Genomic DNA, 22,945 nt, shown 5'->3' with positions numbered 1-22,945 from the left:
AAAGGGCAAGTTTTACACGCGTTTATGCTGCGTTATTGATTTTGGAAAGGGAATAACCATTACCCGCAATCAATGCCTTGTCTAAACGCGTGTAAATTCTTGCTGAAATCGAGCATCTTCAGGTTGTTTGGGTATATAATCCGTAAGGATTAGCCACGCAAACAACAAAAACTTAAATCAATTCAGTTAACATGGTGTCGGTGTAAGCCACTAGCTCATCTCCGTCACGCACCTTTGCCACATAGTCTGGGTTAGCAATAAACGGGCGTCCAATGGCTAATAAATCAAACTTGTTATCGCTAATAGCAGCACTGCCAGTTTCTGCGGTGTAACTGCCCACGCCCACTAATGTGCCCGTGTAAACGCTACGAAGATAAGCCGAGATACTGCCACCTAGGTAATCAAACTCCATTGAGTCGTCAAAAATTCCGCCGTGTAAAAACGCTAAATTGCGTTTAGCCACCTCAGGTAATAAATAATCAAATACTGCGCGGTCGCGTGAGTCGCCAGCCATATTAAAATAAGCACCTGGAGATACACGTAATGCTGTGCGATCAGCGCCGATACGCGCAATAACAGCATCGACCACTTCTAACGCAAAGCGTGACATGTTTTCAGGGGTTTGGCCGTATTCATCTTCACGACGGTTATTGTCGTGATGTAAAAACTGGTCAATTAAATAGCCATTCGCGCCGTGAATTTCAACGCCGTCAAAACCTGCATCAATCGCGTTTGCAGCCGCTTGAGCATAATCAATCACTAATTGTTTAATGTCTTCAATTGTGGCGGCTTTTGGCGTTTGGTAAACCAGTTCGCGCATTCTTGGCACTGTGCCTTCAACCGCTTGGGCAGAAGACGATAATACGTCACCACCGCCAAAAAAGTGTGGATGAGCCACGCGGCCGGTGTGCCATAGCTGGGCAAATATTTTGCCGCCATTTTTGTGCACAGCATCAGTCACTACGCGCCAACCATCAATTTGCGCTGGGGTAAATAAACCTGGAGTGTTTGGATAACCCTGGCCATCGGCGCGAATAATCGTGGCTTCACTGATAATTAAGCCGGCTTCAGCACGACGCGCATAATAATCGGCAATCTGCTGCGTAGGGACCAAGTCATCATCTGCCATACAACGGGTTAATGGTGCCATTAGAATCTTGTTTGATAATGTTAGGGTGTCATTGAGTTTATATGGTGTAAATAAACTTGCCGTCATGTGACGATCTCCTTAATTGAATATGCATTCAAGAATAATGATATTTGAATACACATTCAAGTATTTTTTGAATAGTCGGTCAAATTTGGATAGACTCAGAAAATATGAGCTATTGCGCTTTGTTATTAACTTTAAGTGGCAGAATATGAGACACGCTGAATTTGATAGAGAACGAGTATTACGTGCGGCAATGTGTACCTTTATGGTAAACGGATTTTCTAAAACCAGCATGCAAGATCTCACTAAAGCGACAGGACTGCATCCTGGGTCGATTTATTGCGCTTTCGATAATAAAAAAGGTTTATTCATTGCCGCAATTGAACAATATCAACAAGATAGAACAGATCAATTTAAGCAACTGTTTGCCAATGACCGCTCTGCAGTAGATAACTTAAGTGATTATCTCGCGCAAATATTACAAGAGTGTTTAAGTTGTGATGCTACCAAAGCCTGTTTATTGACTAAATCGTTAAGTGAAATGGGTGAGCAAGATGAGCAGATTAAACAAATCACTTGTCAATTTTTACAGTCATGGCATCAATCATTAGCGCAGGTATTTGATACCGCAAAAGCACAACAGCTTATCCCGCAAGAGAGCGATAGCCAGTTTTTAGCTCAGTATTTAGTGATGGGGATTTACGGATTACGAACGGTAGCGAACACCCAACCTAATGTAGAAGTATTACAACCCTTAGCAGACAAACTGCTCGCGGATTTAATCAGACAATAAAAAAGACACTTGCGTGTCTTTTTTATTATTAATCAATCATGTTGAGTGATTAACCAACAGTGCGCTGCGAATAAACACGCTCACCTAACGAATTCAATATTGTGCACTCGCCTTCGAGTACCGCAATAATTGACTTACCACGACGGAATGACTCAGGGATCATCACACGCCCAGATTGACTGACTTGTAAATCAGTCAATACAGCGTTGTACATTTCAAGACCTGCAGGAGCATCGTAAAATAACACGGTGACTGTCGCATTTTGTGCTTGAACTGCTTCAGCAGATTCAGATTTCATATTAGGACTCTCATTTCCAGCATTATATGCTAAGTGTAGAAATGATATTGATAGTTGCAAATAATCAATACATTTCAGGGTAAATAAGGAGCGAGCCTCAGGTATCAAAGCTTGAGTATCTCTCACAGAGAAGTCCTTTCTCTTATTATGCTATTTTTGGCTATCATTGATAACACATCTGTAAATTGTATTATCGAATGGGCTAACTTGATACATAAACTTAACACATCAGATGTGTAAATATGAGTATTTCTATGTAGCTCACATTCCTACCCCAAGCGAAATATGATGATACTTATCGCGTTATCGACAGTAATTCAACAATATTTATGCTCTGCACCTAAACACAACGGCTTATTCCTGCTAGAATCGGCGACACTTTTACGACTTCCATTTCCGAAATATAACGAGATTAAGATGGGCAGAGCATACCAAAACCGTAAAGAATCAATGGCTAAAACAGCCGGTCAAAAAACACGTTTGTATTCGCGCTACGGTAAAGAAATTTACATTTGTGCCAAGCAAAGTGGTGTTGACCCAGACGGCAACTTAGCATTACGCAGCTTGATAACACGCGCGAAAAAAGACCAAGTGCCAGCACACGTGATTGAACGTGCAATTGAAAAAGCACGTGGTGGTGGCGGCGAAGATTACGATACTGCACGTTACGAAGGTTTTGGCCCTGGCGGCTGCATGGTAATTGTTGACTGCTTAACCGACAACGGCAACCGAACTTTTACCCAAGTTCGCCAAGCTTTTGTCAAAAATGATGCCAAATTAGGTAGCCCAGGCACTGTTGGCCATATGTTTGAACATCAAGCCGTGTTTGTATTTAAAGGCGAAGACGATGAAGCCATTCTTGAGTTACTCATGATGGCTGAAATTGATGTAACAGACGTTGAATTAGAAGACGGCATGATAAGCGTATTTGCACCTATCACTGAATTCAACAACATCAGAACAACCTTGACTGAAGCATTCCCAGAAATGGAATTTGAAGTTGAGAGTTTATCGTTTGTACCACAAACAATGACCAGTATTACTGGTGAAGACATTGAAACATTCGATAAGTTTATTGCCGCATTAGAAGATTGCGACGATGTACAAAACATTTATCACAACGCTGAAATTGACGAAGAATAATCATCGTCTTTAGCAACAAACAAAAACGCAGCCCTTAAGCTGCGTTTTTTGTTAATGAACCAATGGATTAACGAAGATCCATCTCTTGTACTTTTTCATAAGCAATTTCAGGCGCCGTAACATCAGGCTTTTCATGTAAATCTGCTTTAAGTTGGCCTTTACGGTGTTTCAGTGCAGCATCTAATTTTTTAGCAGCGCTGGTAATGGCTGGATACATTACTGCATTGTTACCTTTTGCAGCAATTCGAGTTCCTTCATAGTTGGTACGAATTTCAACATCAAATTCACCATGCTCTTTTGCAATGATGATATCTAACGAAATAAGCGTTGGGAAATGGCTAGCTATTTTAGCGAATTTTTCTTCTACGTGTTGTTTGACAGTATCAGTAACATCAACATGGTGACCAGAAAGATTTATTTTCATAGATTGTCCTTAACAGAATTTTACTTGCCAAATTTATCGCGTGGTACAAATGCATGCTGACATAAATAACTAAGTTGTACAAATGCATGCTTACATAATTAGACATGGGGCATGTGGGTGAAGTCACAAGTGGTAAATTTAAAAATGTGACTCATGTGCCACCAGCAAGTGTTTAAAACCAACTCGAATGGGCTATATCAAATAGACCTAACCCTTACATTGATTAAACATCAGATTACTGATTAAGTATAGACACATTTTTAGCGGCGTTGAGTGCAACTTTCGTGTTGTTTATACAAATGGTGATAAACCCATCAATTAACCCGTAAAAGCAGTTAATTTATAAGCAAATGTAGTTATTTTATTTTTTTTAATTAAGTCGAATTAATCATTATTAGGATCCATCATGGCAACAAAACAGCTCCAAATTGATATAGTGTCAGACGTAATGTGCCCATGGTGCATTGTAGGATATCGCCGTCTTGAACAAGCATTAAGCCAATTTGACGACCTTGATGTGACATTACATTGGCACCCTTTTGAACTTAACCCATCAATGGGACCTGAGGGTCAACATTTGGGCGAACACATTGCTGAAAAATACGGTTCAACGCCAGAGCAAAGTGCACAGAATAGACAGCGGCTCACTCAAATGGGTGCCGATTTAGGTTTTGAATTTAACTTTTCAGACTCATCGCGTATCTATAACACCCTACTCGCCCACCAGCTGCTGTATTGGGCTGCTGAATCTGGTAAACAAACTGAACTGAAACTGGCACTATTCACCTGCTACTTTACCGAGCAGAAGAACCCAGATGATATAGAGGTGTTAGTTGAAGCCGCCACCAGCGTAGGGTTAGATGCAATTGAAGCCCGGACGGTATTGACCGACAAACGTTATGAAAAAGCGGTCAAAGAAGAAGAGCAACTGTGGATTAGTCGCGGCATTCAAGCCGTGCCGGCCATAGTGTTTAATCAGCAGTATTTAGTCTCTGGCGCACAAGAGCCCGCTACGATTGCAGAGTTAATCACCAAGCTCACCACAGACGCTGCATAACATAATATATCCAAGCCTAATGATTAGCTGCAAATTAAAAGCGTTTTTTTCGATCTGCTTCATAGACTTTCATTAGCACTTGGTGTTGAATCTAGCCTGATAAGTTATCGTTTCACTCACCTTCGCTCTGATATTAAACGGTACATTGAGTCGTTATAAACAGCCACTATTTTAGTGGTTTTGGGAGTACAGAATGGGTTTTAAAACAACGGTAAATTGGCAGTCTTCACCCAGTGAAGAAGGTGAGTTTAATCGCGACCATCAGGTCAAATTTGGCACAGGGCAAACCATCGACGCATCATCGGCGCCAGAATACAAAGGCAATGCAGAAAAAGTGAACCCAGAGGAAAGCTTTTTAGCGGCATTATCGTCGTGCCATATGCTGACGTTTTTAGCGATTGCGCATTTAAAACGACTGCCCGTACTGAGTTATGTTGACAATGCCACTGCCGATTTAGGCAAAAATGAGGCGGGTAAAGTAGCAGTAGTTAAAATGACACTTGAGCCAATTGTGACCTTTGCAGAAGGCATTGAAGTCACCCAAGAAACCTTAGATAAAATACATGAAAAAGCACACGCAAACTGCTTTATTGCTAACTCAATTGCTTGTGAAGTAGAGATTAAAACCAACTAAACAACGCATTAGCCCTCGTTAGGTTTAATGCCAAGCTTATGTTTCATCATTAATAAAAATGCCCCTACCAAATTGGATTTGGCAGGGGCATTTTTTTACTTAACCAGAACTAGGGATAAGGTTACTTACAAACGCGCTTACAGCCTTTGCTTGTAAGCATGGCTAACACTAACCCTATTTGGTTTTTATATCACCCGCTTTACCTGTTTTTGGCATAGGTAACCCTTGTAACGGCGTAATAGGTTGTTGTACCAACTCATCTTTTAAGTAACTGATTGCCGCCTCAAGCTGGGCGTCTTTGCCGCTAAATGTCGCGTAAGGGAGGTTATCAACTTCAATGTCTGGCTCAACACCGTGGCCTTCAACAATCCAGCGACCATCGATAGCGTATTGAGGGTATTCGGCCACTCGCGCCATGCCTTTGTCGGTAACAGAGTTACGCCCCGACAGCCACACACCTGCACCGGCAGTTTGTTTACCAATAATAGGGGCAATATTAAGCGCACGAATACCGGCAGAGAAGGTTTCGCCGTCTGAGTAAGTCATCTGATCGGCCAATACCACTAAATGACCTCTGAACGTTTGCTGCATGTTTGCATTGGTGCTGCCATGGGTTGGCTGCCAGAATGCCCAGGCACGACGCAGCAGTTTTTCAATGATCCAGCTGTCGATGTTACCGCCACGATTACGGCGCACGTCAATGATTAAGCCGTCTTTGTCGTAATTGGTATAAAACTCACGGGCAAAGCTTTCAATATCACCTGAGCCCATGGCATACAAATGTAAATAACCAATATTGCCTTTAGAAGCTTTAGCGACTTTGGCACCATTATGCTCAACCCAATCAAGGTAACGTAGCTTGGCGTCAGTACGTATGTCGTGTGGTGTTACCACGGTATTAAGAGCCGTTTTGCCACGTTGAAGCCCTATTAGCACTTGTTTATCGCCCTGGTTGCGCAGTAGCTGCGTCACATCGGCAACAGAGTCGACCTTTTTGCCATTAATCGCACGGATAACATCGCCCTCTTGGGCATCGACTTCAATGCGCGCAAGCGGTGAACCAGACAAAGGCAACTCGTTGTCGGTTTGGTAAATATGGCTGATCACCACCCCTTTATCGGTCTGGGTTAATCTTGCCCCTAACGCTGCGGCTTTGGCCGCATCGGTATTTTTGTCAATGTCACCACCACGCACTTGCGAATGCAGTGAGTTAAGCTCACCCATCATTTGCACAAAGATGTCATTAAGTTCGTTACGGTCGGTTAGCCTGTCTACCAGTGGCTGATATTTGGCTTTGGCTGCTTGCCAATCTACGCCGCGCATTTTAGGGTCAAAAAACGAGTCGCGATGCATAAGCCAGGCATCTTCAAAAATCTGTTGCCATTCTTGTTGTGGTGAAATGCTTAACTGCCATTGCTCAGTGCTGACTTTAGCTTTAGACACATCGCTTGGAAGTTTGTCGCCCGCATCAACAATCATGATATTTTTAGGGTCTGACTTTTTGCGCAGCATAAGTTTGCGGCCATCTTTTGCCAACGCATATTGGCCCACATCGTCACTAAAAGTCTCTGCTTTTGGCTGTTGTACATCAAACTTAACCAGTTTTAACTCGCTTTTACCTTGATGGCCATCGAGTAAATACAGCTTATCTTTGGTGGCGGTTAAACTGCTGTAGTTGCCAGCATCTACTGGCACTTGCCATAAACGCTGATTTAATCCATCCCAGTCAACTTTGGTTTTCGCTGGACTGTCTTGATCTTTTTTATCGGCTGTTTTCGCACTTTTGTTAGCAGTTAGTTCAGTAGGCTTAGCAAACGGGAACGTCGCTTTAGGGTCTAAGGCCAAGGCAAATATTTGGGTGCGTTTGTCAAAAATGGGCCCCATGTTACGGTCGCCCCAAGGCGAGCCTGGATTGGCTTTAAATTCGCGGTTAGACAAAAAGTACAACCATTTTCCGTCATGGCTAAAGCTAGGCGAAAACGACTCGTATTTATCTGTGGTTAAGGTTTGGGATTTAGACTCATTAACAGAATACAGCACAATTTGCGGTCGTTGCTTGCCGATTTCTAATTTGGTTAACGCAATAAATTGGCTGTCGCCAGACCATTTAATGTCTTGATAAGGGCCAAGGCCTTCACCATTTTCGATAATTTTTTGGTTGTTGCTGCGAGTTAAATCCAATAACCACACATTGCCCATGTAATCGTCGTGCGCTAAATAACGGCCATTTGGCGATAACGTTAAACTGGTGCGCAGAGTGTTACCATTTTTTGTCAACTGTTTTGCCCCAGCAGAGCCGTCTGCTGGATATTGCCAAATTTCTTGTTCACCAGAAGCATCGCTAATGCCATAAACCCATTTTCCATCACTGCTGAGCAACGCGTCACGCACGCGGCTATTGGCAGGCGTGGCTATTTGTATCAAACGACGGCCATCGTTGCTGGCAACCGCCACATGGCTGCGCGCGGTAATCACCACATTGTCACCTTGCTGAGCAAACACGGTTGAGGTGGCGTAATCCATTGGGTCATTCACCCATTGCTCACGGCGGTGAGCAAAGTCGCTGGTGAGTTCAATATCTAGGGTACTTTCGGCCATGTCGGCTAAATTGAGTAACTTAATGTCGGCGCCTTGTTGAAATACAATGCGGCCATTATCAAGTTGGGCATCACGCACTTGCCATTGGCTGTATTGGGTATGCTGTTTGATGTCTGTGCCATCAATACTCATTGACCAAATATTATCATTACCAGATTGGTCGCTGACAAAATACACCCGTTGTTGCCATACCATCGGCTGTTTGACAGAACCTTCATGAGCTGTGGTTAACTGTTGCGCTTCTTGTTTGCTGCCCAGTTTATAACGCCAAATCTCACCTTTAGCGCCGCCGCGATAGACCTTGGCGTTGTCGCCACTCACCTGTAAACCAAACTGAGTAAAGTATACATACTCGCCTTTATCATCGATGACGCCTTCAACAGCGTCGGCTAATGGTAGGTCGGTAACAGTTAATGTTTGCGGGTTAACGGTTTTGAGCACCCAAAAGTTTGCGGGGCCAAAAGCATTGTCGGTGGAATACAACACCTCACCTGCAGCGGTCCATCCTTGCAGGCGTACTCGGCTGTTTTCAAAGCTCACGCGTTTTGCCACGCCGCCCGCAATGGGCATCACATACACTTCGGTTGCACCTTCATAATTGGCGGTATAAGCCACCCATTTACCGTCTTTAGAAATCGTGGCATCGAGCTCTTCAGCGGTGAGGCTAGTTAAGCGGCTGGCTTTGGTTTGATTAAGTTGTGTGGTCCACAAGTCGCCTTCTGCGGTAAAAACTAGCGTTTGATCATGCAGTGCAGGGGCACGGTAATAGCCTTGATTTGAGGCATTGGCGAAAATCATTGATGAGCAGGCTAATGTGCCTAAAGCTAACATGCAATGCGTTACAGAGCGGCGAAGTTTCATGGTGAGGTGTTTCCTTTACTCGGTCTAAGGCCTTTCATTATTTCCTCACGTTATCAGAGTTATGTCATTTTTTGCAGTACAAAAATGTAACTAAAAACGGCTAAGCATTATTCGCTTAGCCGATGATATAATTGCGCGTTAATTGATTACTGCGAAGTGAGCTGAACTTTAATTTTTTGATACTGTTCATAAAGTGGGTGTGAAGGGCTCAAAAGCTCAGGAAAGCGCTGCTCCATGGTTATCATATAATCTTCAGCTTGCTTGATGTTATTGTCTGCCATTAATGCCTGTAATCGCGCAAACGCGACTTCAGCGGTATCAAGCTCAATATGACCTTTTGGATTACTTTCAAGTTGTTGCTTCATCAGTTTAAACTCTTTTTCTTGCTGGCGTATGGGCAGTGCAGCGGCTTTAAGCTGCGCAGCTTCAGCGGCGGTAGCCTGTTTAGCCGCTTTGGCTTGGTTTTGCGATTCCACTAAGGCTTGCTGGGAAGCCTCTTGCATCTGCATTTTGCCCGTGAGCGTATTGTCGATTAAAGCCTCATCACTTATAGAAGCTGGACTAGCCTGCTCTAGCTTTGGTGACGCTGCGCGCTTTGACAAACCTTCAATAACAATCGATTGTTCAGCGGCGGCATTACGAATGGTTTCACTTGATGATTTACTCATCACGTTTTCAACATCAAACTGTTGTGCGTCCATATGCTGTTCAGGCAACCCTTGCTCAAGGTTTATACCAACCTGTTGTTGTAAACTCGGGCTTAAGATAAACAACCCTGCCACCAACATCACCGATGCCGCTGTTGAAAATAACCAAGCATTGCGTTGCCACAATGATTTAGTCACGCCATTTTGTTTAGCGACCACATGACGACCAGCCCTGGCTTTTGCCAAAATAGCCTCGTCTAACTCAGCTGAAGGTTGTTCCATCGATTGCTGATGATAGGCTTGTTTGATTTCAGTTTGTAATGCAGTGAACTCTGCATCATCTTGTTGCTGACTCATTACCTTGTCTCCTGCAATTTAAGAGCAATACATTGCTTAATACTCTGATAAGCATAACGAATCCGACTTTTAGTCGCTTCTAATGTTACATCGGCAATGTCGCTGATCATCGCGGCGGTCATGCCCATTTCAATGTTGAGTAAAAACGCTTCTTTTTGCACTGCGGGCAAATGGGCAATGCAGGCTTTCATCATATTGAGTTGCTGCTGTTGTTGTAATTGCGGCTCAGGCGCATTGAGATTGTCAGCCTCAAGGCTATCCATTTGCTGCTCATCGGCAAGTGGACTGATGTTATCGAGTGGCTTAAGCACTCGCACATGATCAATCAGCAAGTTATGGGCAATTTTATACAACCAGGTAGTAAATTTAGCTTTAACTTGATATTGCGCCGCCGCATTCATCACCTTGCTCCAGGTGTCTTGATATAAGTCTTCGGCCAATTGTTGATCATGTAGTTGGCGGACAAAATAGCGATACAAAGGGTCTTTGTGTTTGCGATATAAGGTTTCAAATGCATTAATGTCGCCCGCCTGGTAGTTGAGCATAAGCTGCTCGTCACTACCGACTTGAGGCACTAAAGTGTCATCCTTTGGCTGTGCATCTTTTGACTGAGTGAGTGTTGGCACCATTTTATCCTTAATGTGGGTTAACCCGCTTAGCAACCTGACTTGGCGGCATCACCTCTGCTGACTGCATCGACAGCACCTTGGCGGTTTTTAATAGCTGTACAAATTCATGGCGATAGCCAAAACGGTCTTGGCCCATTGCTGATTCGGCAAGTGTAATTAACTTAGCATAATCAGTGTCGTGGACATAATTATTATGGTTCAGTAATTGACCAAAACCGGCCACCGCCGCGGCAAAGCGTAAATCATCACTGGCTTGGTGCAAATGGCTTAATTGTTGCTGTTTAGTGATGGGGTAAGTTAATAATTGGCTCGCTTGACCGCCAATGGCTTTGTAACGCAATTTTAAAAAAGCCACTTCATCGCTATTTATCGAAACATCAGCATCTGTAACCGTTGATGCAGAGTAACGCAGCGGATCAACCAAGTTGTTTTGACTGTCGTTATAACGTAATTCGTATAACGCAGTGACACTGTGGCCCGCACCAATCTCACCTGCATCAACAGCATCGTTGTTAAAGTCACTGCGGTTTAACAAGCGGTTTTCGTAGCCAATTAAGCGGTATTCAGATACCTCTGCGGGGTTAAATTCAATTTGTACTTTGACATCATGGGCAATGGTTAATAACGTCGCACTGAGTTGATCTACCAGCACTTTGCGCGCCTCATTTAAGGTATCAATATAGGCATATTGACCATTGGCTTTATTTGATAACTGCTCTAAAAGATGGTCATTATAACCACCATTACCAGAACCCAAACCAAAACCTAATGTCGACAAACCGATACCTGTTTTACTGTGAGCTGCCACATAATCCACCAGCTGCTGATGGTCGGTCATGCCGAGGTTAAAGTCGCCATCGGTGGCTAAAATAACGCGATTAGTGCCGTTTTCAATAAAATGCTTTTGTGCTAATTGATACGCGAGTTGTATCCCTTGGCTGCCATTAGTGCCGCCTTGCGCGTTGAGTTTATTAAGTGCGCGGCTGATGGCTGTAAAGTCGTTACCGGCAACCCCATCAAGTACCACTCCACTGGCACCGGCGTAAACCACAATCGAGACCTTATCTTGCGCCGACAATTGCTGGCTGAGCATCAACAGTGCTTGTTTTAATAATGGCAGTTTATCGTTTGACGACATTGACCCTGACACATCTAACAGCATCACCAGGTTACTGGCACCGAGTTGGTCAGCGGCAATATCAAACCCTTTTATGCCAATACGTAACAATTGCGTGTCTTGATTGTAGGGTGATGGCGCCAATTCTGTGGTGACATTAAAGGGTACATCTGCATCGATTGGCGCGGGGTAATCGTAGCTAAAGTAGTTAATCAGCTCCTCAACTCGCACACTGTTTTTACCCGGTAATTGGCCTTGGTTAATTAATCTGCGAGTGGTGCTGTAACTGCCGGTATCAACATCAATCGAGAAGGTCGATACTGGTGTTTCACTCACCACCATATTGCCGTTTTGCACTAAGGTGGCAAACTTATCATTATTGATAGGTGCCAAGTTAAGGTGACGATTATCGCTGTGCATTGGCATGACGTTGGCCATCACTTTCGCTTCACTCAATTGCTGGCGCTGTTTTACCAATCTTTGAGCTTGTCCCTGTGCTGAAACCATCATTTCAGCTTGTTGGGGTTTTAATTGAGAGCCGCTCACGGGTAAGTCTTTTTGGGTCATAGGCTCAGATGCACTGGTTGTGGTGTCAGTCTGCCCTTGCTCTCGTTGAACAGAATCGTTTGACTCTTGCGCACAGCCGCTAACCATCATACCACTGATAATGATTGCCAAAAGACGCTGCTTAAATGCTTGCTGATAATCCTTCATAATCGTGCCCTTTTTAATTGTTTGATATGTCGCTACTGACTAATAACGAACGCAAATATAAAAAGGGTTATTTAAATGATATTTATTGTCCTCCAACAAACACAGTAAAAGAGTTTTCGTTTTTAGAAACTGAGTGTTAGCCTCAAGAAACACTGAAGTGCAGCCAATCGCGCACGGCTTATGCTATTATCTAGCCCCTTTTTTATCGCCTTAATATTGAGGTTAATCGCTCGGGTTATTTACCCGATAAATTAACAAAATATACTAATAGAATAAGTACGTTAAGGAGTTAACATGCAAGCCCTAGTTGCTGTTGTAATGGGTTCGAAAAGTGATTGGCCGACGATGGAAGCCGCCGCAGAAATAATGGATAAGCTTCAAGTGCCTTACCATGTTGAAGTTGTTTCAGCTCACAGAACGCCAGACAAGCTAATGGAATTTGCAAGTTCTGCTGCAGATAAAGGCTATAAAGTCATTATTGGTGGCGCAGGCGGCGCAGCCCATTTACCAGGCATGATCGCCTCTAAAACTCGCTTACCTGTGCTGGGTGTGCCAGTGCAAAGTAAGGCGTTATCGGGCATGGACAGCTTATTATCAATAGTCCAAATGCCTAAAGGGATTGCCGTGGGCACCCTTGCCATTGGCACTGCTGGCGCATTTAACGCAGGTTTACTCGCGAGCCAAATTTTGGCCGTTACCGACGCGGATTTAGCCGCACGCTTAGAAGCGTTTCGTGATGAGCAAACGCGCTCTATTCTAGATAATCCCGATCCGAGAGAAGACTAATGACTTTGCCAAAAAATCTTTGGGTATTAGGCGATGGTCAATTAGGTGCCATGCTCAGTCATGCAGGTCAACCACTGGGTATTAATGTACGCCCGGTTGATATTATGACCCCAACTGATGCGCAATTGCCGCTACTTGCAGACGACATCATTACCGCTGAACGTGAACAATGGCCAGAATCGCAACTGAGTTTGCAATTAAGCCAGCATCCGCATTTTATTAATGGCCCCGTTTTTGGCCGTTTAGCAGACCGTTTTACGCAAAAAAGCCTGTTAGATGAATTGTCGGTAGCAACCTCGCCATGGCAACTTGTCGATGACAACACCAGCACTGACACTCTGCACAGTGCTTATGGTGACCGAGTATTGTTAAAGCGCCGCACAGGCGGTTATGACGGTAAAGGTCAGCATTGGTTAAAGCAGGCCGAAGCAACCACGATTCCTGATGATTGGCGCAATGAAGCCATTGCCGAGCAAGCGATTAACTTTGACGAAGAAGTGTCGTTAGTCGGCGTGCGCACCCAAGATGGCCGTTGTTTGTTTTACCCTTTAACACTGAACCTGCATCAAGACGGCATTTTAATGGCATCCATTGCGCCACTAAGCCGTTTAGCGCCGCTACAAGCGGAAGCTGAAACCATGTTAAGTAAGGTCATGAATGGCCTTGATTATGTGGGTGTGATGGCGATGGAGTGCTTTAGAGTTGGTGAACATCTTATGGTTAACGAGCTTGCGCCTAGAGTGCATAACTCAGGCCATTGGACCCAGGCAGGCTGTCATATCAATCAGTTTGAACTGCATTTACGCGCACTGTGTAATTTGCCAATGCATCAACCACAGGTGAATTTTCAATGTGTGATGGTGAACTTAATCGGTGTCGATAAAGATGATCGTTGGTTAAGCCTGCCAAATGCTGAACTGTTTTGGTACAACAAAGAAGTGCGAGTCGGCCGCAAGGTGGGTCACTTAAACTTGTCTGTGCACAATAAAGCCATGTTAGATGACAGCATTAACCAACTTAAAAGCTGGATGCCACAGCAATACCAGGCTCCTTTAGATTGGATTTTGGCAGAGTTTGCTTAATACACCTTATTAACGACAAATCTGATCAACGACGAAAAAAGGAGCCTAGGCTCCTTTTTTGTTATTATAAAACATAGGTATACAATATATTTTTTCACTTATTCAAAAAACAACTGATCAAAAAAATAATTTGGTGTAGCATAAAGTTAGTACCTGATGTTAATTATCTTATTCTGTTATTGATTACAGTTAAGTATTGTTAGTTAACAACTTTTACAGGTTGACGTGCTACCTCCTTTTTATAACCTAAAATCATCCACGATTAATAGTTATTCATTATTAAAATAATAAACCTGTACCGTTTCAAGGATGATGGTGGTCAAACATTGGAGCATAAATGAAGAATAATCAACCCACTACCGATAAAGAGTATGACTACCCCGCAGATTCAATTTTACTTTCTATTACAGACCCTCAAAGCCACATCAAGTATGCAAACAGCTCATTTTGCCAAGTTGCTGGGTTTGATCAACAAACATTATTAAATCAACTACACAATATGGTTCGCCATCCAGATATGCCTACAGATGCTTTTAAAGATTTATGGCAACACATTCAACAAGGTGAACCTTGGAAAGGCCTGGTCAAAAACAGGTGTGCAAATGGGGATTTTTATTGGGTAGATGCTTTTGTTACGCCTATATCTTACAAAGGAAAGATAATTGAATATCAATCAATTAGAACAAAACCAACTCAAGAACAAGTCAATCGGGCTGAAAAGGTTTATGCTAAATTAAATAATGGGGATACGCGTGCAGTAACACCTAGTAAACTCACTCTTCCACTGAAAATTTACAGCATTTTTATCTTAGCTATGCTACCTATGTTATTTGTAGCTAGCCAAGCTAATACAGTTGGATATGGACTGTTTGGACTTAGTTTTGTTTGTGGTTTAATCGGCCTAAAATTAGGGTTTGCGCGCTTTAATGCTCTTGTAAATAAAGCAAGTGAAATATATGACAACCCGATTGCCTCACCTATTTATACAGGCAAGAATGATGATATTGCTAAAATTGATTTAGCATTACAAATGCAAGCTTCAGAATTAAAAGCGGTGTTAGGCCGCACTCTTGACTCAAGTGAACAAACCTCGAATAGCGCCAAAATATCGGCCGTTAAAGGTACCGAGATTCAGAAGAACAGTCAGTCTCAGATGGCTGAAGTTGAACAGGTCGCAACGGCTATGCAAGAAATGACCGCTACGCTAACTGATATGGCCGCTAATTGTACTGACGCAGCACAGGCTGCTGAAAATGCATCATCTCAAACCAATCTGGGTGACGATATCGTTAAGCAAATGGTCAGTTCCATACAAGACATGTCTATTCAATTGAATAAAATTTCAACTGTAATTGCTGAGTTAGAAAACCAAAGTAACAGCATAGGTTCAGTTTTAGATGTTATTCAAGGAATTGCAGATCAAACTAATTTACTTGCATTAAATGCCGCTATTGAGGCTGCAAGAGCTGGAGAGCAAGGTCGTGGGTTTGCCGTTGTGGCTGATGAAGTTCGTTCATTAGCACAACGAACACATGTCTCTACCACTGAGATCCACACTATGATTAATAGTCTTCAGCAAGGGACTAAATCTGCGGTATCCAGTATGGAGTCTGGATTATCCTCTGCAGCAGTTTGCGTTGAGCAAGCCGAAAGCGCAGGAAGTGCCTTAAATGAAATTCGCAGTGCGGTTGGCATGATGACCGACATGACTCACCATATCGCAAGTGCTGTCGAGCAGCAATCTCAAGTATCAACAGAAGTTAACCGAAACGTTGTTAATGTTTCACAATTGGTTAATGAAAGTAGTGACTTAGGTAAAGATATGGTTGGGCTCAGCCAAGGTGTAGTTGAAAAGCTTGAATCGCAAACTGTATTGGTTGAGCAGTTTCTTAAGCGAAGTTTTAAAAAGACTCAATAAGCTCCGATCAACCCCATCTTTGCATAAAGCCGCACGCTGCGGCTTTACGCAAGAGGTTACCACCACCAGGATGAGTCTAAATCCTCTTTGCATTTACCGTATTGGGCAGCGTAGCGTTTGGCGCGCTTTTCGACTTTATTGGCCACTGGAGTCAGCCACTTTTTCGCCTTGTAAGAGCCGCGCTTATAACCGCCCCAGCCTTCGTGATAATTTAAATATTGGTTTTTCGCATCCCATTTAGACACACCATTAATTTTATGGGTTTTATAAATAAACCAGCCCATAAAATCCATCGCATCGTCAAAATCGCTACGGCTTGACCAACTGTTACCTGTTTCGCGTACATAGTCGTCCCAAGTCATGGTTTTCGCTTGTGCATAACCATAAGCATCGCTGGCTCGCCCAGTGGGAATAATCCATAGAAAGTATTCCATAGGGGGAGCAGCATCGTGTTTAAACGAGCTTTCTTGGTACATCATGGCTAATGGAACATGAACTGGCACGCCCCACTTTTCACGGGTGTCGACGGCAGCATCATACCAATCACTGTGTTCTTCAAAAATGGCACAGATATTATCAGGATCTTTCGGAGGAGAGGTAGCACAACCAGACAATTGCAGTAATAAGACTGAGCTAATCACAGCTAAAAAACGCTTCATAACACCTCGGTTTGCACGTGAGGCTAACGGTTTTCGCTAACCCAGAAATAACATTTGAGACAAAGTGGCAGGCAATTAGCCGCTAAGCCTATGATGATACGATGAGTTTTACATCAATGAACCGCTAATGCAATTAAGGTTCGGATTTCATCTCACATTGATGAGGTTCAGTTTGCCATACTATGGGCTGCCAATACCCTGTGTTTTGACCGATATAAATCCGGTCGGTATTAAACTGAGCCGCAATATGGTATCGCTGCTCAGCCCCCACATCGACAGTCAATACCTTCACTTTACGCGCCGCGAGTGACACTTTGAGCTCTGGTGCATTAATCAGTTCAGCAACGGTAAACTCATGCTTACCAGGGGGTAAGCGGTAATTGGGCCGCGAAATAACCGGGACACCGTCAAGATGAGTCACGACGACTCGATAAAGCTGGGCACTGTTATCTGGCTCGAGATAGCTAGAAACAGTGCCACAAACGACAGTATCATCAGGCGAAGACGCGCAACCATGCAAAATGGCAAATGCCAAACACATTGCGGTAGCTTGCGCTTTGTTTCGCCGGGACAATCTGCCAGACATGCTTACTTAGCCTCAAAGGTGCCCGCTGGCACAACGTCTTTAAAGTATTGTTTTAAAAACTCGCTAAAGGTGTCTTGGGGTTGTTGTTCAATGTTTTGCTGTTCAGCTAGCGAGGCTTTGGCTTCATCTGCATAGAATTGCTCAGTTTCGTCGCTAAGTGGGTAGTGGCTCAAAAATTCATGATAACCTTTTGCCAACTGATGAACCCATACACTGTGGTCAGTACCCTTTACAACAACCTCGTGTAGAACACGACCTGACAAGGTTTTATCTGGGTCATCTATGGCTTCTGCCCAGGTGTTTAATGCGGTTTGATATGTATGACTGTCTTCACCGTCGAGTAATACAGCAAGGGTTGATAGTTCAGCAAATAACTCGTGCATCCACTCATTTAACCCAATAGCTTGGCCATGGCGTTGCAAGGTTAAACCCGGTTTGCGCCCTTCGAGCACGACGGCTTTTAAGTTGGCAGCAATTTCAGCTTCGCCGGCTTCATCAGTGTCTTCTGACGGTGACAATAAACAGTGTAATAAAAATAAGTCGAGGAAGCGCACCTGAGTAGCATCAATACCCACAGGGCTAAATGGATTAACATCTAATGCGCGAACTTCAATGTACTCAACACCTGCGCGAGCTAATGCTTGCGAAGGCTTCTCACCTGATTTAGTCACGCGTTTCGCCCTAATTGGCGCATAAAACTCGTTTTCAATTTGCAAAATATTGCTATTAAGCTGACGGTAATCACCATCTACATTGACACCAATTTGGGCAAATTTTTTCGATGGCATTTTAATCGCAGCGCCCACACCTTCGAGGTATTCAGGTAGTGAGTTATAGCTGATGTTTAAGGTGTCTTGTTCTTTGTTGGTGTAACCTAAATCACTCATACGCAATGAGGTTGCATAAGGTAAATACAAGGTCCCTTTACCGGTTTTTTCAAACTCAAAATCAACGTCTTGATCTTTAATAAACGACCCACATAACGCGGGCGATGAACCAAACAAATACGGTAATACCCACACTAAACGGCGATAGTTACGAATAAGTCCAAAATAAGATTCAGAGATAAAGTCTTCAAAAGTAATACTTTTGCTACAGCAAGCATTGCCATTACCGTTAGCAATTTTGTCATCATACAGGCGTTGCCATAACGCATTTGAAACCGAAAAGTTAAAATGCACCCCGGCAATAATTTGCATTAAAGCGCCGTAACGGTGGGTTAATCCTTTGCGGTATAAGGTTTTCATTTTACCGGTATTAGAATTGCCATAACGTGCAACCGGTATATTGGCAACATCGCCGACATAACACGGCATGCTTACTGGCCACAGTTTTTGGCCATTAAGATTGCGTACAGTATAGGCATGAGTTTGGGTTAACCCTTCGAGTAAATCGTCGATACTGTGATTTACTGGGGTGATAAATTCGAGTAATGCTTCGCTGTAATCGGTAGTAATACGCGAGTTAGTCAGGGCTGAGCCTAATGCTTTTGGGTGTTCGTCTTGAGCTAAATGACCGTTATCGTCAATACGCAATGCTTCACGTTCAATACCACGTAACATGCCCAATAATGCCTCGCGGCCTTGAGTATCGTTTAAGTGTTCGACTTTTTCATTGAAAGACTTCAATTTACTACTCTCTTTTATGGATTCGCATTGCGAGTAAACAGCTAGACCTGATAATAAAGGATATTGTTACTAATTTCGCAAAAAATGTATTTCTACGTCAGCGAGACATCGCGCCGACTAAGTAAAAAAATAAAAACGGTAACACGCTGCGGTTACCGTTTATAAGATCTAAGTCATTAAAATTGCTTGTGTAACGCCTAAACTAACTAACCTCAAATTACTCATTTAGGGTAAATTGGGCACCGATACCGTTTGGTCAATTACATTAAAAAAGCCAGCTAACTTAGCGAGCTGACTTATGTTTACAATATGAGGTTAACACTGGGCTTTTTCAAGTGCCAGTGTTAACCAAAGCGTATCAATTGTTCAACTAGTCAGCAAGTGTTACTGTTTCAACCTGATACCCTAATGCTTTTATGCTAGGTTCAACGCTGGTTTTATCACCCACGACCAGAATAACCATATCATCAATGTTCAATAGCTGACTCGCAAGTTGGTTTAACTCTTGAGTTGAAATGTTATTGACGATGTTATCTTGTTCTGCGGTAAAGTTACTGTCGAGTTGATAACGTTGAATCATCCGTAAAAAGCCAGCTTTTTGATACGGTGTTTCGTACTCAAGCGCTTGACCTTGGGCAATTGAGCTACGCATAAAGTTAAGCTCATCATCTGTCATGCCTTTTGCTTGGTAAGCGCTTAACTCATTAACAAACTCCGTTAAGGCTTCAGCGGTCACGTCACTGCGGACGCTAGCGTAAGCCATAAACTCGCCAGAGTCTTCAGCGCCAACAAACATGGTTCGCGCACCGTAGGTATAGCCTTTGTCTTCACGCAGATTAAGGTTAATACGACTATTAAATGCACCGCCTAATGGGTAGTTCATCAGGTAAGCTTTAAAGTAATCGCCTGTAGCATCATAAGCTAACGATGTTTTACCTAGGGTAATCACTGACTGCGCCGCACCTGGTTTATCAATCAAATAAACCGTGTTTTTAGGGTGCGTAAGCGATGCGCCTAATGCTGCAACTTGAGTCGCTTCTCCTTGCCATTGTGCAAATAACGACAACTTTGGCATTAACTGTTGTTGATTTAGATCTGACACCACCACCATTTGCGCATTACCCGCACGATATTGTTGCTGATAATATTGTTTAACGTCATCTAACGTTAGCGCAGACAATGACTTAACCGTACCATTACTGCTCACTCCCATTGGGTTATCGTTGCCATAAAGCAATGCTTTAAAGCCCGCGCTGGCAATGTAGTTAGGGTCTGATAATTGATGTTGTAACCCTTGGATAGCTTGTTGTTTAACACGATCAAAGTCAGCTTGTAAAAAACCAGGGCTGAATAAACGTTCTTCAACCAAGGCCAATGTCGCATCGAGGTTTTCAGTTAAGCTCGATACTTTAATGTAGCTTTGAGAACTGCTCGCGCCAAATGAAATACTTGAACCTAGCATGTCTAATGCACCCGCAAGCTCTTCACTACTGCGTTTGCTGCTTGATTCATTAAGCATAGACGCCGTTAAGTCGGCAACACCGGCTTTATCTAGCGAAGCTAAACGATGACCGCCATCAAGGTATATTAATAGCTCTACGGTTGGTGTTTCGTTGCTTTCTGTGCCCATTACGCTGATGCCATTTTCAAGCTTGGCTTGCCACAGTTGTGGCACAGTAAGTGACGGCGCGGCAGATGATGTTGGCATTTTACTGCGGTCAAAAGAGGACTTAGCAAATGCTGTACCCGTTAATCCGGTAACAGCTTCTTGCGCTATTGGCATCACCTTTGGTGTAAAGTTATCTTGATGAGCAATTAACTGTGTTTGCCCTTCAGGTACCACACTCATTACCACCATAGGTTTGTTTTTAATGTAGGTGTTAAATACCCGCATAACGTCAGCTTTGGTGACATTGGCATAACGTGCAAGATCAGAGGCCACCATATCTGGTTGCCCAAAAAAGGTTTGGTTGGCAGCTAAAGTCGACACTTTGCCTTGCACACTTTGCATGCCAAAAATGGTGTCGGCCTCAAACTGTACTTTCACTTTTTGTAAATCATCATTAGTCACGCCGCGCTGTTCAAACTCGGCAATGGTTTGATTCACTTTGGTTTCAATGTCAGCGAGGTTGCCGCCTTTTGCCGGATTAGCAACAGCATACAAAGACATTTGGCATGCAAGCTCCTGACATGGGTGACTCACACCGGCTTGCACGGCAAAACCTTCTTTCACTAGATTTTTATAAATAAGCGAGGTTTTACCGCCGCCTAAGATATTAGCCAATAAGTCGAGCGCGGCCTCATCTTTATGTTGTGCGTATACGGTCGGAAAACCGATATAAAGCAGTGGTAAATGGACTTTGTCTTCCATCGAAATATAACGGGTTTTGTCTAACGTGACTGCCGTTTTAGCATCGGGCTTCACTTCAGGGCCGCGCGGAATTTCGCCAAAGTACTTATTCACCCATGCTAGCGTTTGCACTTCGTCAAAGTCACCACCAATGGTCAAGGTGGCATTGTTTGGTCCGTACCAGCGTTGGAAGAAATGTTTAACATCGCTTGAGGTAGCACGGTCTAAATCTTCTGGCCAGCCAATAACCGGCCATGAATAAGGGTGTCCTGCTGGGTACAGTGCTTGATTAAAACGTTCATTTAAACGGCCATATGGGCGGTTATCAATGCGCTGTGCACGTTCGTTTTTTACGGTTTCACGTTGCACTTCAAACTTTTTGTCGGTTAATGCGGGCAGTAAAAAGCCCATGCGATCAGACTCTAACCAGAGCATTTTTTCTAGCTGATTGCTCGGTACGGTTTCAAAGTAATTGGTGCGGTCAGTATTTGTGGTGCCGTTTAAGGTGCCACCAGCCTCTGTAATCACTTTAAAATGCTGTTCGTCTGCGACATGTTGTGAGCCTTGGAACATCATGTGTTCAAATAAATGCGCAAAACCACTGCGCCCGGCAAGTTCACGGGCAGAGCCAACATGGTAGGTCACATCAACATGCACTAATGGATCTGATTTATCTTGATGTAAAATCACCGTCAGGCCATTAGCAAGTTGATACTTTTTATAGGGGATACTGACTTGATTTTCTGCCTGGGCGACGGCTTCAATTAAACTAACACCTTGAGGCAATGTAGAAACTTGCTGTACTTCGTGGGCACAGCCTGCCAGTGCAGCACTGATGGCACTGGCCAACAACCATTTTTTTAAATGTAATTTCAAAATCGAGTCCTTCCTGTTAACAAAGCGTCTAGCGCATTACAGACTTGTTATGCACTAGCCGATTAATACTAGATTCATTTTATCTTGTCATACCGACATAAAGATGAAAACAATCACACTGTAACGTAATATTTTTCCGACAAATATCAGTAATGTTGATGCCATCAATGGCCACTTTAACCAGCCAGCAAGTAGGCATAGTACATCACCGATAAGTGGCAACCAGGATAATAACAACGCCCAAATACCATAACGTTCAACCCACACTAAGGCCGTTTGATGAGATTTGCTTTGAATGTCTTGTGGATTTTTAGCCATCCGTCCTGCACGGCCTAAACCATAACTGGTCATGGCGCCTAAGGTGTTACCTAACGTGGCCATTAATAACAGCTGCCACCACATAGAGGGGGCTTCATTGAGTAACGCCACCAGCAACACCTCTGACCCGCCCGGTAATAAAGTCGCCGCTAAAAAGGCGCCGGAGAACATCATCCACAAACTTGTCATGACTTATCTTATTGTCTCGTAATAAAGGGTTGAGTTAACGAGCTATAGCTTCGACCAACAAAAGTCGGTTTTGTTGTTGAAATAGGTTAAAAAACAGTAAAAAAATTAAAGTTATAATAACAAAGCCA

Annotated in this window: 19 protein-coding genes; 7 read left to right on the top strand and 12 right to left on the bottom strand. The window is 43.5% G+C overall.

Annotated elements, in window-relative coordinates:
* Positions 1-172: 172 nt before the first annotated feature.
* On the bottom strand, positions 173-1,216 hold the full coding sequence (locus IEY48_RS03890) for an alkene reductase (protein ID WP_188917444.1): 1,044 nt from the start codon (positions 1,214-1,216) through the stop codon (positions 173-175).
* A gap of 145 nt (positions 1,217-1,361) precedes the next feature.
* On the opposite strand from IEY48_RS03890, the gene IEY48_RS03885 reads away from it, so the two are divergent.
* Complete coding sequence (locus IEY48_RS03885; RefSeq protein WP_188917442.1) at positions 1,362-1,946, top strand: TetR/AcrR family transcriptional regulator; 585 nt, start codon at positions 1,362-1,364, stop codon at positions 1,944-1,946.
* 49 nt (positions 1,947-1,995) lie between these two features.
* Here IEY48_RS03885 and IEY48_RS03880 read toward each other — a convergent pair whose 3' ends face one another.
* Positions 1,996-2,244, bottom strand: coding sequence for a TIGR02922 family protein (locus IEY48_RS03880; protein WP_188917440.1), 249 nt, complete (start codon positions 2,242-2,244; stop codon positions 1,996-1,998).
* Positions 2,245-2,661: 417 nt separating this feature from the next.
* On the opposite strand from IEY48_RS03880, the gene IEY48_RS03875 reads away from it, so the two are divergent.
* A complete protein-coding gene (locus tag IEY48_RS03875; RefSeq protein WP_188917438.1) occupies positions 2,662-3,387 on the top strand; it encodes a YebC/PmpR family DNA-binding transcriptional regulator in 726 nt (241 codons plus the stop codon).
* Positions 3,388-3,454: 67 nt separating this feature from the next.
* Here the strand turns inward: IEY48_RS03875 and hpf are convergent, their stop codons facing one another.
* On the bottom strand, positions 3,455-3,811 hold the full coding sequence (gene hpf, locus IEY48_RS03870) for a ribosome hibernation-promoting factor, HPF/YfiA family (RefSeq protein WP_160053720.1): 357 nt from the start codon (positions 3,809-3,811) through the stop codon (positions 3,455-3,457).
* Between the two features lie 406 nt (positions 3,812-4,217).
* On the opposite strand from hpf, the gene IEY48_RS03865 reads away from it, so the two are divergent.
* Positions 4,218-4,868, top strand: coding sequence for a DsbA family oxidoreductase (locus IEY48_RS03865; protein ID WP_188917436.1), 651 nt, complete (start codon positions 4,218-4,220; stop codon positions 4,866-4,868).
* Between the two features lie 193 nt (positions 4,869-5,061).
* Positions 5,062-5,502 (top strand): OsmC family protein, encoded by a 441-nt coding sequence (locus tag IEY48_RS03860; protein WP_188917434.1) that lies wholly within the window; start codon positions 5,062-5,064, stop codon positions 5,500-5,502.
* Between the two features lie 174 nt (positions 5,503-5,676).
* On the opposite strand, the gene IEY48_RS03855 is transcribed toward IEY48_RS03860, so the two are convergent.
* The 4 genes from IEY48_RS03855 to IEY48_RS03840 all read right to left on the bottom strand — a co-directional run bounded on the left by IEY48_RS03855 (position 5,677) and on the right by IEY48_RS03840 (position 12,425).
* Positions 5,677-8,961, bottom strand: coding sequence for a S41 family peptidase (locus tag IEY48_RS03855; protein ID WP_188917432.1), 3,285 nt, complete (start codon positions 8,959-8,961; stop codon positions 5,677-5,679).
* A gap of 146 nt (positions 8,962-9,107) precedes the next feature.
* On the bottom strand, positions 9,108-9,965 hold the full coding sequence (locus tag IEY48_RS03850) for a hypothetical protein (RefSeq protein ID WP_188917430.1): 858 nt from the start codon (positions 9,963-9,965) through the stop codon (positions 9,108-9,110).
* Positions 9,965-10,510, bottom strand: a complete 546-nt coding sequence (locus tag IEY48_RS03845) for a sigma-70 family RNA polymerase sigma factor (RefSeq protein WP_229786309.1) — start codon at positions 10,508-10,510, stop codon at positions 9,965-9,967. Before IEY48_RS03845 ends, IEY48_RS03850 begins: the two co-directional genes overlap by 1 nt.
* 91 nt (positions 10,511-10,601) lie before the next feature.
* Positions 10,602-12,425, bottom strand: coding sequence for a vWA domain-containing protein (locus IEY48_RS03840; RefSeq protein WP_188917426.1), 1,824 nt, complete (start codon positions 12,423-12,425; stop codon positions 10,602-10,604).
* Between the two features lie 294 nt (positions 12,426-12,719).
* On the opposite strand from IEY48_RS03840, the gene purE reads away from it, so the two are divergent.
* From purE to IEY48_RS03825, 3 genes are all read left to right on the top strand, one after another.
* Positions 12,720-13,211, top strand: coding sequence for a 5-(carboxyamino)imidazole ribonucleotide mutase (gene purE, locus IEY48_RS03835; protein WP_188917423.1), 492 nt, complete (start codon positions 12,720-12,722; stop codon positions 13,209-13,211).
* Complete coding sequence (gene purK / locus IEY48_RS03830; protein ID WP_188917421.1) at positions 13,211-14,293, top strand: 5-(carboxyamino)imidazole ribonucleotide synthase; 1,083 nt, start codon at positions 13,211-13,213, stop codon at positions 14,291-14,293. Before purE ends, purK begins: the two co-directional genes overlap by 1 nt.
* A 337-nt stretch (positions 14,294-14,630) precedes the next feature.
* Positions 14,631-16,211 carry a methyl-accepting chemotaxis protein gene (locus tag IEY48_RS03825; RefSeq protein ID WP_188917419.1) on the top strand — a complete coding sequence of 527 codons (1,581 nt, stop codon included), beginning with the start codon at positions 14,631-14,633 and terminating at the stop codon, positions 16,209-16,211.
* Between the two features lie 56 nt (positions 16,212-16,267).
* Here the strand turns inward: IEY48_RS03825 and IEY48_RS03820 are convergent, their stop codons facing one another.
* The 5 genes from IEY48_RS03820 to IEY48_RS03800 form a co-directional block, all read right to left on the bottom strand.
* On the bottom strand, positions 16,268-16,870 hold the full coding sequence (locus tag IEY48_RS03820; protein WP_188917417.1) for a transglycosylase SLT domain-containing protein: 603 nt from the start codon (positions 16,868-16,870) through the stop codon (positions 16,268-16,270).
* Positions 16,871-17,003: 133 nt separating this feature from the next.
* Positions 17,004-17,456 carry a hypothetical protein gene (locus tag IEY48_RS03815; protein WP_229786305.1) on the bottom strand — a complete coding sequence of 151 codons (453 nt, stop codon included), beginning with the start codon at positions 17,454-17,456 and terminating at the stop codon, positions 17,004-17,006.
* Positions 17,457-17,458: 2 nt separating this feature from the next.
* Positions 17,459-19,102: a glutamate--cysteine ligase gene (gshA, locus tag IEY48_RS03810; protein ID WP_268244294.1), complete on the bottom strand. Its 1,644-nt coding sequence runs from the start codon at positions 19,100-19,102 to the stop codon at positions 17,459-17,461.
* Positions 19,103-19,454: 352 nt separating this feature from the next.
* Positions 19,455-22,310 (bottom strand): M16 family metallopeptidase, encoded by a 2,856-nt coding sequence (locus IEY48_RS03805; protein WP_283106148.1) that lies wholly within the window; start codon positions 22,308-22,310, stop codon positions 19,455-19,457.
* Positions 22,311-22,397: 87 nt separating this feature from the next.
* Positions 22,398-22,817, bottom strand: a complete 420-nt coding sequence (locus IEY48_RS03800; protein ID WP_188917413.1) for a YqaA family protein — start codon at positions 22,815-22,817, stop codon at positions 22,398-22,400.
* Positions 22,818-22,945: the final 128 nt, after the last annotated feature.

It is taken from the genome of Shewanella saliphila (assembly GCF_014648295.1).
In the GTDB taxonomy this organism is placed as follows: Bacteria; Pseudomonadota; Gammaproteobacteria; order Enterobacterales; family Shewanellaceae; genus Shewanella; species Shewanella saliphila.
Note: the sequence above shows the minus strand (reverse complement) of the source record. Positions and strands in the feature narration are given on the sequence as shown.

What these genes read in the sequence shown, in the direction of transcription:
- IEY48_RS03890 (WP_188917444.1), bottom strand. Translation starts at nt 1,216, where the DNA reads ATGACGGCAAGTTTATTTACACCATATAAACTCAATGACACCCTAACA.
- IEY48_RS03885 (WP_188917442.1), top strand. Translation starts at nt 1,362, where the DNA reads ATGAGACACGCTGAATTTGATAGAGAACGAGTATTACGTGCGGCAATG.
- IEY48_RS03880 (WP_188917440.1), bottom strand. Translation starts at nt 2,244, where the DNA reads ATGAAATCTGAATCTGCTGAAGCAGTTCAAGCACAAAATGCGACAGTC.
- IEY48_RS03875 (WP_188917438.1), top strand. Translation starts at nt 2,662, where the DNA reads ATGGGCAGAGCATACCAAAACCGTAAAGAATCAATGGCTAAAACAGCC.
- hpf (WP_160053720.1), bottom strand. Translation starts at nt 3,811, where the DNA reads ATGAAAATAAATCTTTCTGGTCACCATGTTGATGTTACTGATACTGTC.
- IEY48_RS03865 (WP_188917436.1), top strand. Translation starts at nt 4,218, where the DNA reads ATGGCAACAAAACAGCTCCAAATTGATATAGTGTCAGACGTAATGTGC.
- IEY48_RS03860 (WP_188917434.1), top strand. Translation starts at nt 5,062, where the DNA reads ATGGGTTTTAAAACAACGGTAAATTGGCAGTCTTCACCCAGTGAAGAA.
- IEY48_RS03855 (WP_188917432.1), bottom strand. Translation starts at nt 8,961, where the DNA reads ATGAAACTTCGCCGCTCTGTAACGCATTGCATGTTAGCTTTAGGCACA.
- IEY48_RS03850 (WP_188917430.1), bottom strand. Translation starts at nt 9,965, where the DNA reads ATGAGTCAGCAACAAGATGATGCAGAGTTCACTGCATTACAAACTGAA.
- IEY48_RS03845 (WP_229786309.1), bottom strand. Translation starts at nt 10,510, where the DNA reads ATGCTCAACTACCAGGCGGGCGACATTAATGCATTTGAAACCTTATAT.
- IEY48_RS03840 (WP_188917426.1), bottom strand. Translation starts at nt 12,425, where the DNA reads ATGAAGGATTATCAGCAAGCATTTAAGCAGCGTCTTTTGGCAATCATT.
- purE (WP_188917423.1), top strand. Translation starts at nt 12,720, where the DNA reads ATGCAAGCCCTAGTTGCTGTTGTAATGGGTTCGAAAAGTGATTGGCCG.
- purK (WP_188917421.1), top strand. Translation starts at nt 13,211, where the DNA reads ATGACTTTGCCAAAAAATCTTTGGGTATTAGGCGATGGTCAATTAGGT.
- IEY48_RS03825 (WP_188917419.1), top strand. Translation starts at nt 14,631, where the DNA reads ATGAAGAATAATCAACCCACTACCGATAAAGAGTATGACTACCCCGCA.
- IEY48_RS03820 (WP_188917417.1), bottom strand. Translation starts at nt 16,870, where the DNA reads ATGAAGCGTTTTTTAGCTGTGATTAGCTCAGTCTTATTACTGCAATTG.
- IEY48_RS03815 (WP_229786305.1), bottom strand. Translation starts at nt 17,456, where the DNA reads ATGTCTGGCAGATTGTCCCGGCGAAACAAAGCGCAAGCTACCGCAATG.
- IEY48_RS03800 (WP_188917413.1), bottom strand. Translation starts at nt 22,817, where the DNA reads ATGACAAGTTTGTGGATGATGTTCTCCGGCGCCTTTTTAGCGGCGACT.